This is a genomic window from Bradyrhizobium sp. Ken64 (assembly GCF_055807555.1).
The window spans coordinates 260,052-274,974 of sequence record NZ_JBVVPA010000006.1; the positions used below are offsets into that span (position 1 = coordinate 260,052).

Genomic DNA, 14,923 nt, shown 5'->3' on the forward strand with positions numbered 1-14,923 from the left:
CAACCCTCGATCTCTTCGGAGGCGCTTTCCTACCGGAAGGCATGAAGTACCAGCCGGAGTTTCTCTCGTCTGACGAAGAGCGTGCGCTTCTGACTGACATCGAAAAGCTTCCATTCAGGGAATTCGAATTCCGCGGCTTCACTGGCAAGCGCCGTACCGTTTCCTTCGGCTGGCGCTACGACTTCAATGGCGGTGGTCTCACCAGAACCGAGGACATGCCTGTATTCCTGACCCCGGTCCGGGCGCGTGCCGAGGCGTTCGCCCGCATTGCGCCCGGCAGCTTCCAGCAGGTTCTCGTGACCGAGTACGCGCCCGGCGCCGGGATCGGCTGGCATAAGGATCGCTCGGTCTTCGGCGATGTTGCCGGCATTTCGCTGCTTGCCCCATGTAGCTTCAGGCTGCGCAGGCGAACGGCCACTTCATTCGAGAGGGCGACGCTCGTTGCCGAGCCGCGCTCCATCTACCTTCTGCGCGGGTCGTCGCGCACCGAATGGCAGCACAGCATTCCCGGCGTCGAAAGCCTGCGCTACTCGCTGACATTTCGTAACCTCCTCGAAGGAGTTGCATCCTAGTGGCGCGCGTATCCACATTGCCGAAGCGGCTCCAGCCCATGCTCGCGACACTGACCGACGCGCCGTTCGACGACAAGGGCTGGATATTCGAGGACAAGTATGACGGCTTCCGCATGGTCGCAAAGATCGACGGCGGCAAGGTCACACTCTATAGCCGTAACGGCAAGATCATCAGCCACAGCTATATCGAAGTCGCCCGGGCGCTCGAAGCTGTCAAAGGCGATGCCGTCATTGACGGAGAGCTTGTAGCGATCGGCAAGGACGGCGTGTCGCATTTCCAGCTCCTGCAGAACGCCCTGCGCCATGAAGCAAAGCTGCAGTACTTCGCCTTCGACCTGATGTTTCACGAAGGGGAAGACCTTCGTGGCCTGCCCCTCACCGAGCGCAAGAAGCGCCTCAAGGCCATCCTGCCGAAGCACAGGCTCGTTGGGTACAGCCGGGATCGGAAGACATCCGGCGTCAAATTCTTCGAGGAGGCGGAGCGCAAGGGTCTCGAAGGGATCATGGCAAAACGCGCCGACAGCAAATACCTGTCAGGCGCGCGAACCAATGACTGGCTCAAGATAAAGACGTCGAAACGCCAGGAAGCAGTCATAGCGGGGTTTACGGCCCCGCGGAAGACGCGGCCTTTTTTCGGGGCGCTGACGCTCGCGCTGCGCGAAGGCAACGGCTGGCGTTATATCGGCCATGTCGGGACGGGCTTCAGTCATGAAACCTTGGAAGAGCTCCACAAAAAACTTATCAAGCTGAAGACCGTCAAATCGCCTTTCGGCAAGAAGGTAAAGGATGAAGCGGTCACCACCTGGGTCAAGCCGGAGCTCGTCGCTGAAATAAAGTTTACCGAATGGACAAGTTCAGGAGAGATGCGGCATCCCGTTTATCTCGGGCTGAGAACAGACAAGCAGGCGAAGGATGTCGTCCTGGAGCGCGAGAAGCCTCGCTCGTAAGGTGCAGATCTGTCAGCCGCCGAGCACGTTGCCCCAGCCGTCGAATTCGAAATCCCGCCATGCAATGGCGCCGTCCGGCAGCGCCCTCGAATTGCTCTTGAAGTCTTCCACGTCGTCACCGGTCCATGTCTGCCTGGTATCGGTAAGACGGTCGTGAAGAATGCCGGCTCTGACGGATCGAAGCCCGGCATGCCGGAAGGAATGTGCCATTTTCAAATCCTCGCGCAAACGGGCTCGCCCCAACAAAAAAAATGAGCCGTTCAACATGAGCGCAGCGCGCGGGCCTCGCTCCAGAAGATCGCGAGTATACCGCACGCGCTCGGCTAGACTGCCAGCTCCTTGCGGACGGCGGCCGCCGAATTTCCTACTTTGTCCACGGCGTTTTGCAGGTCCTGCTGCGAAACGTGGAAATGCCTGAGCCAGTAATCGAGCTCCTTGCGATCATGCAGGTTGATCTTGCTGCGGTCCGGCTGGATCTTGTGCGTCAAACCGGACATAGCCGCCTCAGTGATGCATGAAGAGGGCGAGAAGGAGGATGATCGGAAGCGGAATTCCGATAAGCCAGAGAAGTGCGCCTTTGCCGAATCCCATTTGAGCCTCCTGTTAAGATGCGGAACAACGTTTGTGTCGAATTACAGTTCCGCTGTCGGCTGGTGCGACCGCGCCCCTTCCACGAGCCGGTCAAGAAATATGGCTTGGCCCTTCAGGATTTTCTCACGGGCTTCTGCGATGTCGAACCACCCGGCACGATCCAGCTCGGGAAAGCTCTGAAGCCTGCCTGAATGCGGCGGCCATTCCATTTCAAACATGTTGCTCTTGAGCTCATCCGGATTCCAGTCGTCCTCCGCGGCCCAGACATGAACGGTTTTGCCGCCCGGCTGTTTTGCCTCGCCAAGCGGGGTGAACTCTCCGCGGGGCCTGTGCCCCGTCTCTTCCTCGAATTCCCGTTTAGCTGCATCGAGCGGCGCTTCGCCGAACGAGATCAGGCCCTTCGGAATGCTCCAGGCGCCATGATCCTTTTTCTTCCAGAACGGTCCGCCCGGATGCCCGAGGAGAACTTCCACACTTCCCCGATTGCGCCGGAACAGGAGAATGCCTGCGCTAGTCTTTGGCAATGATACTGCGCGCGAGCTGCCCATCTATCGCACGGTAGCTTCCCGCGACGGCGCGCGGCGGCGAGAGCCTTTTGCAGTCGCGCGTTTTCGTTTCGAGAGATGCGCAAGCAGTTTCGGAATGGGCATGGCATTCAGGACGCGATCGGCCGGCACGCCGCCCTTGCGGGCCATCTCGACGCCCCAGTGCATGTGGTCGAGCTCCCGGATGGAATGGGCGTCGGGATTGATGCTGAATATGCAACCATAGCCGAGCGCTTTCTGATGCCACCGCCAGTCAAGGTCGAGGCGCCACGGATGCGCATTGATTTCAACCGCTACGCCGTGTTTCGCGCAGGCCTTTAGAATCTTGTCGATGTCCACGTCGTATCCCGGACGGCGCTGCAGCTGTCGTCCGGTCATATGTCCGATAATCGTCGTATGTGGATTTTTGATCGCTTTCAGAATGCGCTCGGTCTGTTCCTTCTTCGGCAGTTTGAACCGGCTGTGAACGCTCGCAACCACAAAATCGAAGTCTTCCAGGATATCGTCCGGATAATCGAGCGAGCCGTCCGCGAGTATGTCAGCCTCGATCCCTTTCAGGATGCGGAATTTGCCCCCGTAGCGCTTGTTCAGCCGGTCGGCCTCACGGTGCTGCTCCGCGATTTCCTCTAAGGAAAGCCCGCCTGCGTAATGCGCGGACTGCGAATGATCGGCGACGCCGTAATACTCGAAGCCGCGCTTGCGCGTGGCTTCCGCCATCGCTTCAAGCGTCTCGGTGCCGTCTGAGGCTGTCGTGTGGGAATGCAGGATGCCGCGCAAATCCTCATCGCCCACGAGGGAGGGCAGTTTATGCTTCGCGGCCTGCTCAATCTCGCCCCGGCCTTCACGCAGTTCGGGCTCGATAAACTGCAGGCCAAGGGCTTTGTAAATATCCTGTTCGGTTGACGAGGCGATCAGCTTTCTGCCCCGGTAGAGCCCGTCGGGTTTGAGATCGAAGCCTTTGCCGGAAGCGTATTTCTTCAGCTGCTCCAGATGCTCCGCCGATCCCGTCGCGTCGAGAAGGCTTGCGCCGAAGCGCTTCTTGTCGGTGACGACGAGCTGCAGCCCGCCGGACGGCTCCTCAAGCGCCTGCGGTTTCTTTGCTTCCGCGACGAGCGCAAGCCTGGTGACGAGCTCGCATCCTCTGCGAAAATCTCCTGCGATCTCCACACGCGGATATTCAGGATGCTCCTGTTTGACCGTCGCAACCGAATGCTCAAGGAGAGCCGCCGCCTTGTGCAGATGAAGCTGCGTTTCTCCGCTGCGGGCGATTTCAAGGTTCTGCAGGATCTTAGTCTGCAGTGCGGCGCCAAGGCCCTTCACACTGCGGATACGGTCCTCCTTCGCGGCTGTCTCAAGTTCTGCGAGCGAGGAGATACCGAGCTCCTGGTGCAGCTTCAGGATCTTCTCGGGACGGATGCCGGGGATGGCGAATAATTCCAGGAGGCCCTCAGGCACTTCCTTGCGCAGCTTGTCGAGGCTGGGATGCGATCCTGTTTCGTGAAGCTTGGTGACGATGTCCGCGATGGCATCGCCGATACCCGGAATGTCAGTGAGCGTGCCGGCTGAGATAATGCGGGCGAGCGGTTGCGAGAGCGCGGACAGGCTTTCCGCTGCGCGCAGATAAGCTTTCGCGCGGTATGGGTTGCCGCCGCGCAGCGACGACCTCAGCGCATACTCGCGGAGGAGGCGGATGACTGTCTGCGTGTCGGTTTTGGCCATGACTGTAAGTCAAACGACGGGAGGTTTTTGCGGTTCCAGCCCCGCCCGTCCCAGACTGCTATCGACCGTTTCCGCCGAACGCAAAAATCCAGCTGAATCAATGCCTCACCAAAATTCATTGACTCGATGGCAACCGAACGTGTTCACTATTTGTTCTAGTATTAGGAGGACAAACAAGTTATGGCAAGCGCGGCCAATCCATCTTCTGTTTCTTTGGCCGAGCTTCGCCGGATGATGACGGCTGCTGGTGACGCAGCTGCGCCCCAGGAGGTCTTGCCGTTCGGTATCGAGGACATCGACGCGGCGCTGCCCGGCGGCGGTCTCGCGCTCGGCGCGCTCCATGAGTTCAGTGAAGTCGGCGTCCGCGGACATTATGCGGCAAGCGCCGTGCTATTCGCCGCCGGCATTCTCGCGCGACTCACGGGTCCGGTCCTGTGGTGCCTGCACAGCCGCGACCTCTTCGCACCCGCGCTTGCCCGCGTCGGGCTGCATCCTGACCGCATCATATTTTGTGAAACTTACAAGGACGCGGAGATCCTGCCTGCGATGGAAGAAGGGCTGCGCATGCGCGGCCTCGCGGGCGTTGTCGGTGAACTGAAGCGCCTGCCTCTTACGCCGTCACGGCGGCTGCAGCTTGCCGCGGAGACCTCCGCCGTGCCGTGCCTTATCATCAGGCGCTCTGCCGAGCACCTTACCGAGAATAACGCCGCGATGACGCGCTGGAGCATCTCTCCTGCGCCGCCGACGCGTATCGACCCGATCAGGATGGGCCGCCCGCTCTGGCATGTTGAACTTATGCGATGCAGGGGCGCATCGCCTAAAGACTGGATTTTGGAGGCATGCAATGCGGAGGGTCGTTGCGCTCTTCCTGCCGACGTTCCCTACCGATCAGATTCGGCGGAGGAACGGCGGCGATCCACCGCGTGAGCGGCCGATGGTCACGGCGATCCAGGACGGCAGCCGCCGCGTGCTCGCGTCGGCTGATGACGCCGCGCGCAAGCTCAAACTTGCTGCAGGCATGACGGTTGCGCACGCGCAAACGCTCGTGCCGGATCTTCTGGTCGAGGAGGCGAAGCCGGAGGAGGATGAAGCCGCGCTTGCGCGGCTCGGACACTGGTGCTCGCGTTATTCACCGCTTGTCACGCCAGCGCCGCCGGACACCATCTTTATCGACGTTGCCGGTTCATCGCATCTGTTCAAAGGTGAGGCCGCGCTTCTTGTAGACCTTCATGCGCGCCTGTCATCCGCGCATCTTAAAGCCCGTGTTGCAATCGCCGACACGCCCGGCTGTGCGTGGGCAGTGGCGCATTTCGGGAAGGAGGAGATTGTTTCGCAGGGGCGCAGCTCGGATGCACTCGGGGGGCTTCCCGTCGCTGCCCTGAGAATTTCGGGGCGCGATGTCATCAGCCTCCGGGAGGTGGGCGTCGAGCGCATCGCCCAGCTTGCCGCGCTGCCCCGGTCCTCGCTCCGCCAGCGGTTTTCCGGTGACGTCCTTCTGCGCCTCGATCAGGCGCTTGGCGCAAGTGTTGAGGTGCTCGCGCCGCTTATCGCCCGCGAGGTGCCGCGCATGACCATCAGGTTCGTCGAGCCTATCGGTAATCCCGATGATCTTGAGCGGGTGCTCGCATTGCTGTGCGACAAGCTCATGGTTGACCTTGCCGCGCGCGGTGTCGGTGCGCGCCGTCTCGATATGGTGTTCCAGCGGGTGGATAATATCGCACAGGCCATCCGCATCGGCACCTCTCGGCCAAACCGCGACGCGAAGCATCTGACGAAGCTTTTGTCCGAACGGCTTGTCCTTGTCGAGCCGGGCTTTGGCATCGAGGAAGCAACCCTTACCGCCTCCTGGGTGGAAGCTCTTACCGAGCGCCAGATTGTCGGCAGTCATGTCGGCGATGGCCGCGCGGAAGCCGATATCAGCCAGCTCGTCGATACGCTCCGCGTGCGGCTTGGGAACGAGCGCGTCTACCGCCTCTCACCTGTCGAGAGCGATATTCCCGAGCGCTCGACACGGCGTATCGCCCCGACGGAGAAGATGGACGGTGCGTCCTGGCCGCGCGATCTGCCGCGGCCCGCGCGGCTTCTCGCACCGCCCGAACAAGTCCAGGCTGTCGCCGAGGTCCCGGACAGCCCGCCGCTTTTCTTTGTCTGGCGCAAAACCCGGCACAAGATTGCCCGCGCCGACGGGCCGGAACGCATTCTGGGCGAGTGGTGGCTCTCAGATCAGGAGCTCGGCATGCAGCGGGAATATTACCGCGTCGAAAACGAGACTGGCGAGCGCTTCTGGCTGTTTCGCGACGCGCCTGCGCAGGCTGGCGGAAAATGGTGGCTGCATGGGCTGGGTGAGGCATGAAATATGCCGAACTCCAGGCCACAAGCCATTTCTCGTTTCTGCGCGGCGTCTCAAGCGCGGAAGACCTGTTCTCCACTGCCGCTACCCTCGGCATCGAAGCCATGGCAGTCGTCGACCGCAATTCGCTGGCGGGCGTTGTGCGCGCTTATGAAGCCGCGAGCGTCACGGGCGTGCGCCTTATCGTGGGCTGCCGTCTCGATCTTGAAGACTTTCCGTCGATCCTCGTTTATCCGACTGACCGCGCAGCATATGGCAGGCTCTGCCGCCTCCTTACCCTTGGCAAATCACGCGCAGGCAAAGGCAAGTGCACGCTCTTCTTTGATGATGTCGTCGCCTGGAGCGAGGGACAGATTGCGGTCCTCGTGACCGACAAGCTGACGGATGATCTGTTCTCGCAGCTGCAGCGCCTGAAACATGCATTTGGAGACCGCGCCTATTGCGCGCTGACGCGCCGCTTCCGGCCGGACGATGCCGCCTGTATTCATGATGTCGCGGATATAGCGAGCCGGGCGCGCGTGCCGACCGTTGCGACCAACGATATTCTTTATCACGTCCCTGAAATGCGCATGCTGCAGGATGTCGTTACCTGCATCAGGCTGGGAACGATCATCGACCGCGCGGGATTTCTCAAGGAGAAGCATGCCGACCGCTACCTCAAAGACCCCGAGGAGGTCGAACGACTGTTTCGCCGTTATCCCGAGGCTGTGGCGCGCACGGCAGAGATTGCACAGCGATGCAGGTTTTCTCTCGATGAGCTGACCTATACCTATCCAACCGAAGAACTGAAAGACGGGCTGTCCGCGCAGGATCGCCTTGAAAAACTGGTCTGGGAGGGCTCGGCGCAGCGTTATCCCGAAGGCCTGCCCGACAACGTCGCGATGCAGCTGCGCCATGAGCTTGGGCTTATCGAGCGCCTGAAATACGCGCCTTACTTCCTGACCGTTGAATCAATTGTCCGGTTTGCGCGCTCGCAAGGCATTCTTTGCCAGGGCCGGGGCTCCGCCGCGAATTCTGCGGTGTGTTTTGTGCTTGGCGTCACCTCCATCGATCCCGTTCGGCAGGGACTTCTGTTCGAGCGCTTTATCTCGGAAGAACGGCGCGAGCCCCCCGATATCGACGTCGATTTCGAGAACGGCCGTCGCGAGGAGGTCATCCAGTGGATTTACGCAAACTACGGCCGGACGCGGGCAGCGCTGACCTCGACCGTTATCCGCTATCGCGCGCGCGGCGCGATCCGGGACGTCGGCAAGGCCCTCGGCATTCCTGAAGACATTACGGGGGCGCTTGCGCGCATCACCTGGGGCTGGAGCGAGGACGGGGTCTCTGAAACCGAGCTCAAGGAACTCAATCTGAATCTCTCCGACCGCCGCCTGCAGCTTACCCTGCAACTCGCTCGCCAGCTGATGGGAACGCCGCGCCATCTTTCGCAGCATCCGGGCGGCTTCGTGCTCACATTCGACCGGCTTGACGAACTTGTGCCCATCGAGCCTGCCGCGATGGAGAACCGGCAGGTGATCGAATGGGACAAGGACGATATTGAAGCGCTTAAATTCATGAAAGTCGATGTGCTGGGGCTGGGCATGCTCGGCTGCATGAATAAGGCCTTCGATCTTTTGCGCTTCTCGAAGAATATCGTGCTTGATCTTGCGACAATACCCGCCGAAGACCCGGCCACTTACGAGATGATCCGCAAGGCGGACACTGTCGGCACGTTCCAGATCGAAAGCCGTGCTCAGATGTCGATGCTGCCGCGGATGGCGCCGAAGACATTCTACGACCTGGTCATCGAGGTCGCCATTGTCCGTCCCGGCCCTATTCAGGGCGACATGGTGCATCCCTATCTGCGCAGGCGCGAAGGCAGCGAGCCGATCGAGTTTCCCAAGCCTGAGCTAGAAAAAGTGCTGGGCAAGACCCTTGGCGTCCCCCTCTTCCAGGAGCAGGCCATGCAGGTCGCAATGGTCGCGGCAGGCTTCTCCGCTACTGAAGCCGATCAGCTGCGCCGCGCGATGGCGACGTTCAAGTTCACGGGCGGGGTGAATAAATTCAAGGACAAGCTGATCCAGGGCATGATCGATAACGGCTATGATGACGCGTTCGCGGACAAGACATTCCGCCAGCTCGAAGGATTTGGCTCTTACGGCTTCCCTGAAAGCCACGCGGCGAGCTTCGCGCTGATCGCCTATGCGTCGAGCTGGATGAAATGCCACCATCCGGACGTGTTCCTCGCTGCGATACTAAACGCGCAGCCGATGGGCTTCTATGAACCCTCGGACCTCGTGCGCGACGCCTTGAAGCACGGCGTCGAAGTGCGGCCGATCAACGCCAACATGTCGCTCTGGGACTGCACGCTAGAACCCTCGGATGGAAAATATCGGGCCGTCCGGCTTGGACTGCGCATGACCCGGCACCTTGCCGAAAAAGACGGGCGCGCTTTGGTCGCAGCGCGCGGGATAAAACCCTATCACAGCATCGCCGAACTCTCGCGGCGTGCAAACATCGGCCCCGGCGCGCTTGTGCACATAGCGAATGCCGATGCATTTTCCTCGCTCGGCCTCTCGCGTTACCAGGCGCAGTGGGCAATCAAGGCTCTGCGGAGTAGTGCGCTGCCGCTGTTCGAAGCTGCCGAACAGCGCGCAAATGAAATCGTGCCGGAGCAGGTTGAACAACAAGTTTCGCTGCCCGGCATGACGCTCGGTCGCGAAGTCGTAGAGGATTATCGCTCGCACGGCCTTACGCTGCGCGCGCACCCACTTGCCTTTCTGCGGCGCGATCTTGCTGCGAGGAAGATCAGTCCCTGCGCGGCACTGCGTGTCGTGAAGAATAATTCCCGGATAACTGTCTCCGGTCTCGTCATGGTGCGTCAGCGTCCGGGCTCCGCCAAGGGCGTCATGTTCATCACGCTGGAGGATGAGACCGACATCGCGAACCTTATCGTCTGGCCGTCCGTATTCGACAAGCACCGCAGGGCGGTTCTCGGGTCGAGCATGATGACCTGCCGGGGCAAGGTGCAGGCCGCGAACGGCGTTGTCCATCTGATTTGCGAGAGCATTACGGACGATACCGAGATGTTGCGCGCGATAGGGGGGCTCGATGAGGCTTTCGTCAAACCGTCAGGACGCGGGGACGAGGCCGTCCATGGCGGAGGCGGGGGGACTGACAGCCGTGAGGCGAAGGCGCTGAGACACGCGGCGAGAGACATATTCATCCCCGACCTGCATATAGACTCACTGACCGTAAAGTCGCGTAACTTCCGATAGCACAGGCGGCCTTACGGCTGAGCGATCGAAATCAACCAGTACAGAATCCCGCCGAGCAATGTCCCGATCACGACGCCAACCATCAGGGCGGCAAAACCGCTCATGAGCAGGAAGATCAGCAGCCCCACGAAGATATAGTACAGCTGGAAATTCGTGATGCCGAACCAAAGCATGTCGAGCGACTTGCTGAAATGTACCGGAAGGAAATCCGTGCACAATCCCCAGACATGGGACAGCAACGCGAACGGCTCTTTGCGGCTGGATTCAACCAATGTGCCGGCAAATCCGAGGAAGGCGCCCGGCACAGTCGCGATCAGCAGGCAGTTTCTAAGTGAGAAAATCTTCTTTCGCGGCTGCGAAGGATTGAGGCCGACTAAAAGGTCGTCGGGGCCCGCCATGGCGTTTCTCCAATCAAAACCTCTTTAAAAAACGAAGCTTCGCGCGCTGCCCGCGTTAAATCAAGCCATGTGGGGCGCAAGGAGGGAGGGATACGACTAAGTAGTTAAGCGGGCCGCGCACTCGGCGAGGTTTCATGCTTTAACACGGGCCGGGTTTACGGTTAACCTGGGAAACTCGGCTCGTTTCGCGCCAGGCTGCTATTCTCCGCCCATGCTCTCCCGGCTTGAAAGATTACGTGAGACGCGCCTCTGCCGCTTCGTTTGTGCGGTTGTCGTGGCATTGGCATGCCTCTACGCGGTTATGATCGCGGTGGATGGCCTGAAACATGTCGGCCCGACATTCTCACTTCTCAGCTATACGCTGCGGTCGCTCAAAGCAGATGCGTTCGATGCCATGTCGGTCTTCTCCTACAAGCTGGCGGGCAAGCGCCTCGGGACGGCCACCCGGCCGACGCGCTTCGCCCTTATCTGCGAGTCTGAGGGGACGAACGAAACTGACAATGCGATTGGCGAGAAGCAGATCCGTGGACAGCTGGTAGATAACAAGGGCGGTTATTCGTACGCCACCATGATGTCAGCGATGCGGGAGGGACGCGAGCAGCCGATCTTTGTCCTCACGAAAAACGGTCCCGGCGGCACACGGTTTTGCGCAGTGAAGTCGTACTACGATCAGGAGTGCACTTGCGGCGGAGAGTACAAAGCAAAGGAGCGGGCGCGAATATCCGCGTACGAGCTGTTCGGTCCGCCGAAGCCGATACATTAAGTTTGCCGCGAAAAGATGCTGTTGGTAGAATTGCGCCATGTGCAATCTCTACAGCGTCACGACCAACCAGGAAGCTATCCGCCGATTATTCGGCGCCGTCTGGGATAATGCAGGCAATCTGCCGAGCCTGACCGGAGTGTTTCCCGATCAGGAGGCCCCGGTTGTCCGGAACAGGCCGGACGGCCGCGAGCTCCTCAAAATGCGCTGGGGTATGCCGCCGCCGCCAAAATTCGGCGGCCCGCCCGTTACAAATATCCGCAACACGTCATCGCCGCACTGGCGCGGATGGCTCAAGCCTGAAAGCCGCTGCCTTGTCCCGGCTTCGAGCTTCTCCGAATACGCGCCCGAACCTAATCCTGCGACCGGCAAGAAGGATATCGTCTGGTTCGCGCTGAGCGAGGACCGTCCCTTGTTTGCTTTCGCCGGCATCTGGACGGAATTCAAAGGTGAGCGCGGGCCGAAGTCAAAGCCGGTCCCGGGCCCGCATCTGGTGTACGGCTTTCTGACCACCGAGCCGAACGCGGTCGTCGGCCCGATTCACCCAAAGGCGATGCCCGTCATTCTCGCAACGGATGAGGAGCGGGACGTCTGGATGAGAGCGCCCTGGGATGAAGCCAAGGCGTTGCAGCGTCCTCTACCTGATGCCGATCTTAAAATCGTCGCGCGCGGTTCTGAAAAAGAAGATAAGGTCGCTACCGGCGCGCTGCTCTAAAGCGCGTTCACAGACGTCAGACGCGCAGATTTTCGGCGCTGCTCTTGCCCCGTTTTTTGTCAACCTGGACTTCAAAAGAGAGTTTCTGTCCCTCGGACAAGCCTGAAAGCCCGGCCCGTTCGACGGCGCTGATATGTACGAAAACATCCTGTCCGCCGTCATCGGGCTGGATGAACCCAAAACCCTTGGTCGCGTTAAACCATTTCACGGTACCAGTCGCCACGTCCGCCTCCCGTTTGAGAATGGCGCGAAGTGTAAATCCGGCGGCCGCCGTCAGGCAAGGCGAAAGATGTCTCTGCGGAGGTGAATGCCCATGCAGGATATGAAAGACAGCGCAAAGCGGTTGCGCGCCGAAGCCGACAATTCAGATCGTGTCGCGAGAAGCGCTACCGATCTGCAAAAACGCGAGCTCTACGAGCATCTGGCTGTCCATTTCAGAAAGCTGGCCGACGATCTTGAAAAGACGGCGAAAGGGTCTGAGCAGGCAGCTGAAACGTAGCTACTGGCCGCGCTTTCTCTCTTTCACCTCGGCACCGTCCGCCAGCTTGAGCCAATCGGCCGCAAGGCGCAGCCAGGCCTCTCTGTCTGACGGCCTGACGGCTTTCTCGGCCAGACGGCGGCATTCCTCAGCTTCTGTGCGATAGCGATCCGTCTCTTCTTCGCTCATCGTTCAGCCTCCAGCATGTTGTGAAGAATGGCTGGCCGAAAAGCTGAGGAAAATGCGACGATAGGCCATGGGTTGAATTGGAACCATCGGCGCGATCAATCACCGCGGCTGATGCAACTTCTGAGCAACCACGCGCACCGCTATTTCGGCGGCTTCCTGGTGATTTCCCGCCCGATGTCCTTGCTGATGTCGCCGGCATTATCCTTGAATTTTTGTTCAGGCTCCTTGTTACCAACGCCGCGTTCCTGCGCCTTCCGGAATTTGTCCGCGAGCGAGCCGCTTCGGTTGTGACCCTTGGGCTCCGTTTCCTTCCGGTGCTCACTGTCAGTTTGCCCGGCCTTGTGTCCCGGCACGGCTTTCGGATCTATCGGCCGTTCGGATTGTTTTGGCCGCCCGCGGATACGTGCAAACTTGTCCGCGAGCGAAGGGGCCTTGGGTTCGACTTTGGACTCCGTCACCTCCTGCTTGTTCTCATTCAACTCTTCGCGAAGTTTTCCGCGCTGCTCTTTTTTGAATTGCTCCTTGCTGCGCCCGGACGTGATGTCGCGTGCCTGCGCCTGGCTTTCTTTCGACTGCGCCATCCGGAGGTCGTGGCGCTCGTCGTCGTGACGCCGCGCCAGCCCGGCCATTTCCTTTTTATGCAGATCGTCGATCGGGCGCTTGATCCGGTCTGCCTCGCGCTTCAGCTTTCCTGCAAAAAAGAGACGCTCCTTTGTCTGTTTGAGTTCAAGACGCTGCTTCTGGGATTTGGAGCCGATCAGCGCGGCGGCCGCACCTTTGAGGATTGCCTTGCGGCCGTCCTTCCCGGCTGCGCGATATTCCTCGCCATGTGCGCGCATGAAGAACCCCACGCGCTTCCACGCGCTCTTTTGCGCGTCGGCAAGCCTGCGCTGCTCCTGCCTCTGAATGCTGTAAAGGTCGCGCCAGTCGCCGCGATGGGCTTCGCGAAAGCGCTTGCGCTGATCCGCGATACGGCTGTCCCGCGCAAGATGGATCTGCTCGCGTTCCCGGGCGTGCTTTTGATCGAGACGTTCGTCTTCGCGAATGCGCCGGTCGACCTGACGATTCACCCGGTCCGTTTGCCAGCGCTGGTATTCTCCTTTCCTGACGCTCTGCCAATCCCTCACAAACTCGCCCTTGCGGCGCAGCTCGTTGTTTTCGACACGCTGCTCGCAGCGGATCTTGCCCTGCTGCTTTTCGTAGCCCTCCGCCCAAGTGGATAGCTTGAGATAATCCATCTTGAGAGGCGCTGCGATGCCGGTCTCGGGATTGACCCGGTTGACGATGACATGGATGTGGGGATGGGGTTCGTCGTTGTGGCCGATGAGAAGCGCTTCGTGGCTCTCCATCCCGAGGGCCTTGAGGCTCTCTCGGGCGGCTTTGACCATCTCGTCCCGGCTTGGCTCTTCACCGGGCGCCCAGGACAGGCTGTAGCAATAAACGGGGTCCGTGAGCTTCCGGCCCCTTGTGCTGCCGCCAGCCCTTGCCTTGATGTCCGACTGGTGCATGGCCGTGTAGGCCATCATCCGGATTGCCTTGTCCGGGTCGCGGGTCGGCAGGTTGACCGTGTAGGCAAAGTCCACACGCTCATTGGTCTCAGCCTTCTTGTCGTGCAGGTAATACATGCCTGCACCTTTGAAGCTGCGGCCTTTCCCTGCGACCTTAGGAACCATCGATGATGCCCAGCACGAGCGCTTCGACGACGGCTGCCGCCCTTGCCAGCTCGGGAGGAATCAGGCCTGTTGCATGCAGCTTGTGGACGGCCTGGTTGAGATTGACGCCGATCCGGCGGAGCTCGTCGTAAACGGCGGGGTCGAGGCTTCTGGTCTTTCTCACGACCACCGTGCCCGACAGAAGCATGCGGCGCGCATAGTCCGAAACGGACATATTCGCCTGCTGCGCCGCCTGCCGGATGCGAAGGTACTCGGCAGGGCGGAGGCGGCAGCGCAGCATCTCGCTGAGCTGGTCGTCGCGGCCTTTACGGGGCCGGGCCATGGTCTGCTCCGTCGGGGGCGCCCGGCAATGGTGGGGCGCTTCGTAGTCGCAATGAGTACGCCGTCACCGACCCACGCGCGGCTTGCCGTGGTTCAGCGGCGGAACGCTGACAAGATCAAAACGTTTTTTGGCAGGGAAACCTCCGCAGAATGCGGAAAGGGTTTTCGTGCCACAAAAACATATCTTGCTACTCTGCCGCTTCTACCTCTTTCCTTCAAGTACCAGCTGCGTTCTCAGCTTAACCCTAAGACCTAAGTCGGGGCTCCCGCCCTCATTGCCCCTTAACCGCGCATGTATTCCTGACCTAGGATCGACACGTCCTTCAGGGCCAGGCCATGCCGCGTTTCACGATAGGGCTGCCGTTCAATCTCGCCGGGATCTTCCTCGCCTTTGCGACGACGATC

General features: G+C 60.3%; 17 protein-coding genes. 8 read left to right on the forward strand and 9 right to left on the reverse strand.

Going from position 1 to position 14,923, the window contains the following annotated elements; translation table 11 throughout:
* Positions 1 to 41: 41 nt before the first annotated feature.
* Together AC0L2F_RS13655 and ligD are read left to right on the forward strand one after the other, a co-directional pair.
* Entirely contained in the window at positions 42 to 572 is a 531-nt protein-coding gene (locus AC0L2F_RS13655; protein ID WP_473248704.1) for an alpha-ketoglutarate-dependent dioxygenase AlkB, read from the forward strand.
* Entirely contained in the window at positions 572 to 1,519 is a 948-nt protein-coding gene (ligD, locus tag AC0L2F_RS13660) for a non-homologous end-joining DNA ligase (protein WP_473248705.1), read from the forward strand. Before AC0L2F_RS13655 ends, ligD begins: the two co-directional genes overlap by 1 nt.
* A 12-nt stretch (positions 1,520 to 1,531) precedes the next feature.
* Here ligD and AC0L2F_RS13665 read toward each other — a convergent pair whose 3' ends face one another.
* From AC0L2F_RS13665 to AC0L2F_RS13680, 4 genes are all read right to left on the reverse strand, one after another.
* The gene (locus tag AC0L2F_RS13665; protein ID WP_473248706.1) at positions 1,532 to 1,729 is read right to left on the reverse strand and encodes a hypothetical protein; all 198 of its coding nucleotides are present in this window, start codon (positions 1,727 to 1,729) and stop codon (positions 1,532 to 1,534) included.
* Positions 1,730 to 1,842: 113 nt separating this feature from the next.
* Positions 1,843 to 2,016 (reverse strand): DUF3606 domain-containing protein, encoded by a 174-nt coding sequence (locus AC0L2F_RS13670; protein ID WP_473248707.1) that lies wholly within the window; start codon positions 2,014 to 2,016, stop codon positions 1,843 to 1,845.
* A gap of 135 nt (positions 2,017 to 2,151) precedes the next feature.
* A complete protein-coding gene (locus AC0L2F_RS13675; RefSeq protein ID WP_473248771.1) occupies positions 2,152 to 2,634 on the reverse strand; it encodes an NUDIX hydrolase in 483 nt (160 codons plus the stop codon).
* A gap of 24 nt (positions 2,635 to 2,658) precedes the next feature.
* On the reverse strand, positions 2,659 to 4,374 hold the full coding sequence (locus AC0L2F_RS13680; RefSeq protein ID WP_473248708.1) for a PHP domain-containing protein: 1,716 nt from the start codon (positions 4,372 to 4,374) through the stop codon (positions 2,659 to 2,661).
* Between the two features lie 180 nt (positions 4,375 to 4,554).
* On the opposite strand from AC0L2F_RS13680, the gene AC0L2F_RS13685 reads away from it, so the two are divergent.
* From AC0L2F_RS13685 to AC0L2F_RS13695, 3 genes are read left to right on the forward strand one after another with little or no spacing between them, the layout of a single operon-like run.
* Positions 4,555 to 5,301, forward strand: a complete 747-nt coding sequence (locus AC0L2F_RS13685; RefSeq protein ID WP_473248709.1) for an ImuA family protein — start codon at positions 4,555 to 4,557, stop codon at positions 5,299 to 5,301.
* 7 nt (positions 5,302 to 5,308) lie between these two features.
* Positions 5,309 to 6,727 (forward strand): DUF6504 family protein, encoded by a 1,419-nt coding sequence (locus AC0L2F_RS13690; RefSeq protein ID WP_473248710.1) that lies wholly within the window; start codon positions 5,309 to 5,311, stop codon positions 6,725 to 6,727.
* On the forward strand, positions 6,724 to 9,984 hold the full coding sequence (locus tag AC0L2F_RS13695; protein WP_473248711.1) for an error-prone DNA polymerase: 3,261 nt from the start codon (positions 6,724 to 6,726) through the stop codon (positions 9,982 to 9,984). Before AC0L2F_RS13690 ends, AC0L2F_RS13695 begins: the two co-directional genes overlap by 4 nt.
* A gap of 11 nt (positions 9,985 to 9,995) precedes the next feature.
* Here AC0L2F_RS13695 and AC0L2F_RS13700 read toward each other — a convergent pair whose 3' ends face one another.
* On the reverse strand, positions 9,996 to 10,382 hold the full coding sequence (locus AC0L2F_RS13700) for a hypothetical protein (protein WP_473248712.1): 387 nt from the start codon (positions 10,380 to 10,382) through the stop codon (positions 9,996 to 9,998).
* 274 nt (positions 10,383 to 10,656) lie between these two features.
* On the opposite strand from AC0L2F_RS13700, the gene AC0L2F_RS13705 reads away from it, so the two are divergent.
* Together AC0L2F_RS13705 and AC0L2F_RS13710 are read left to right on the forward strand one after the other, a co-directional pair.
* Positions 10,657 to 11,145, forward strand: a complete 489-nt coding sequence (locus tag AC0L2F_RS13705) for a hypothetical protein (RefSeq protein WP_473248713.1) — start codon at positions 10,657 to 10,659, stop codon at positions 11,143 to 11,145.
* Between the two features lie 37 nt (positions 11,146 to 11,182).
* Positions 11,183 to 11,857: an SOS response-associated peptidase gene (locus AC0L2F_RS13710; RefSeq protein WP_473248714.1), complete on the forward strand. Its 675-nt coding sequence runs from the start codon at positions 11,183 to 11,185 to the stop codon at positions 11,855 to 11,857.
* 16 nt (positions 11,858 to 11,873) lie between these two features.
* Here AC0L2F_RS13710 and AC0L2F_RS13715 read toward each other — a convergent pair whose 3' ends face one another.
* A complete protein-coding gene (locus tag AC0L2F_RS13715; RefSeq protein ID WP_247819072.1) occupies positions 11,874 to 12,080 on the reverse strand; it encodes a cold-shock protein in 207 nt (68 codons plus the stop codon).
* 90 nt (positions 12,081 to 12,170) lie between these two features.
* Here AC0L2F_RS13715 and AC0L2F_RS13720 point away from each other — a divergent pair, with 90 nt between their 5' ends.
* Positions 12,171 to 12,356 carry a hypothetical protein gene (locus tag AC0L2F_RS13720; RefSeq protein ID WP_473248715.1) on the forward strand — a complete coding sequence of 62 codons (186 nt, stop codon included), beginning with the start codon at positions 12,171 to 12,173 and terminating at the stop codon, positions 12,354 to 12,356.
* Here the strand turns inward: AC0L2F_RS13720 and AC0L2F_RS13725 are convergent, their stop codons facing one another.
* The 3 genes from AC0L2F_RS13725 to AC0L2F_RS13735 all read right to left on the reverse strand — a co-directional run bounded on the left by AC0L2F_RS13725 (position 12,357) and on the right by AC0L2F_RS13735 (position 14,519).
* Complete coding sequence (locus tag AC0L2F_RS13725) at positions 12,357 to 12,524, reverse strand: hypothetical protein (RefSeq protein WP_473248716.1); 168 nt, start codon at positions 12,522 to 12,524, stop codon at positions 12,357 to 12,359.
* A gap of 140 nt (positions 12,525 to 12,664) precedes the next feature.
* Positions 12,665 to 14,197 (reverse strand): relaxase/mobilization nuclease domain-containing protein, encoded by a 1,533-nt coding sequence (locus tag AC0L2F_RS13730; protein ID WP_473248717.1) that lies wholly within the window; start codon positions 14,195 to 14,197, stop codon positions 12,665 to 12,667.
* Positions 14,187 to 14,519: a plasmid mobilization protein gene (locus AC0L2F_RS13735; protein ID WP_473248718.1), complete on the reverse strand. Its 333-nt coding sequence runs from the start codon at positions 14,517 to 14,519 to the stop codon at positions 14,187 to 14,189. The genes AC0L2F_RS13730 and AC0L2F_RS13735 overlap by 11 nt, the downstream gene beginning before the upstream one ends.
* Between the last annotated feature and the right edge of the window lie 404 nt (positions 14,520 to 14,923).

Bases quoted from the DNA above. Each gene is read 5' to 3' on its own strand.
- AC0L2F_RS13655 (WP_473248704.1), top strand. From the start codon at position 42: ATGAAGTACCAGCCGGAGTTTCTCTCGTCTGACGAAGAGCGTGCGCTT.
- AC0L2F_RS13665 (WP_473248706.1), bottom strand. From the start codon at position 1,729: ATGGCACATTCCTTCCGGCATGCCGGGCTTCGATCCGTCAGAGCCGGC.
- AC0L2F_RS13670 (WP_473248707.1), bottom strand. From the start codon at position 2,016: ATGTCCGGTTTGACGCACAAGATCCAGCCGGACCGCAGCAAGATCAAC.
- AC0L2F_RS13680 (WP_473248708.1), bottom strand. From the start codon at position 4,374: ATGGCCAAAACCGACACGCAGACAGTCATCCGCCTCCTCCGCGAGTAT.
- AC0L2F_RS13685 (WP_473248709.1), top strand. From the start codon at position 4,555: ATGGCAAGCGCGGCCAATCCATCTTCTGTTTCTTTGGCCGAGCTTCGC.
- AC0L2F_RS13690 (WP_473248710.1), top strand. From the start codon at position 5,309: ATGGTCACGGCGATCCAGGACGGCAGCCGCCGCGTGCTCGCGTCGGCT.
- AC0L2F_RS13695 (WP_473248711.1), top strand. From the start codon at position 6,724: ATGAAATATGCCGAACTCCAGGCCACAAGCCATTTCTCGTTTCTGCGC.
- AC0L2F_RS13700 (WP_473248712.1), bottom strand. From the start codon at position 10,382: ATGGCGGGCCCCGACGACCTTTTAGTCGGCCTCAATCCTTCGCAGCCG.
- AC0L2F_RS13710 (WP_473248714.1), top strand. From the start codon at position 11,183: ATGTGCAATCTCTACAGCGTCACGACCAACCAGGAAGCTATCCGCCGA.
- AC0L2F_RS13720 (WP_473248715.1), top strand. From the start codon at position 12,171: ATGCAGGATATGAAAGACAGCGCAAAGCGGTTGCGCGCCGAAGCCGAC.
- AC0L2F_RS13725 (WP_473248716.1), bottom strand. From the start codon at position 12,524: ATGAGCGAAGAAGAGACGGATCGCTATCGCACAGAAGCTGAGGAATGC.
- AC0L2F_RS13730 (WP_473248717.1), bottom strand. From the start codon at position 14,197: ATGGTTCCTAAGGTCGCAGGGAAAGGCCGCAGCTTCAAAGGTGCAGGC.
- AC0L2F_RS13735 (WP_473248718.1), bottom strand. From the start codon at position 14,519: ATGGCCCGGCCCCGTAAAGGCCGCGACGACCAGCTCAGCGAGATGCTG.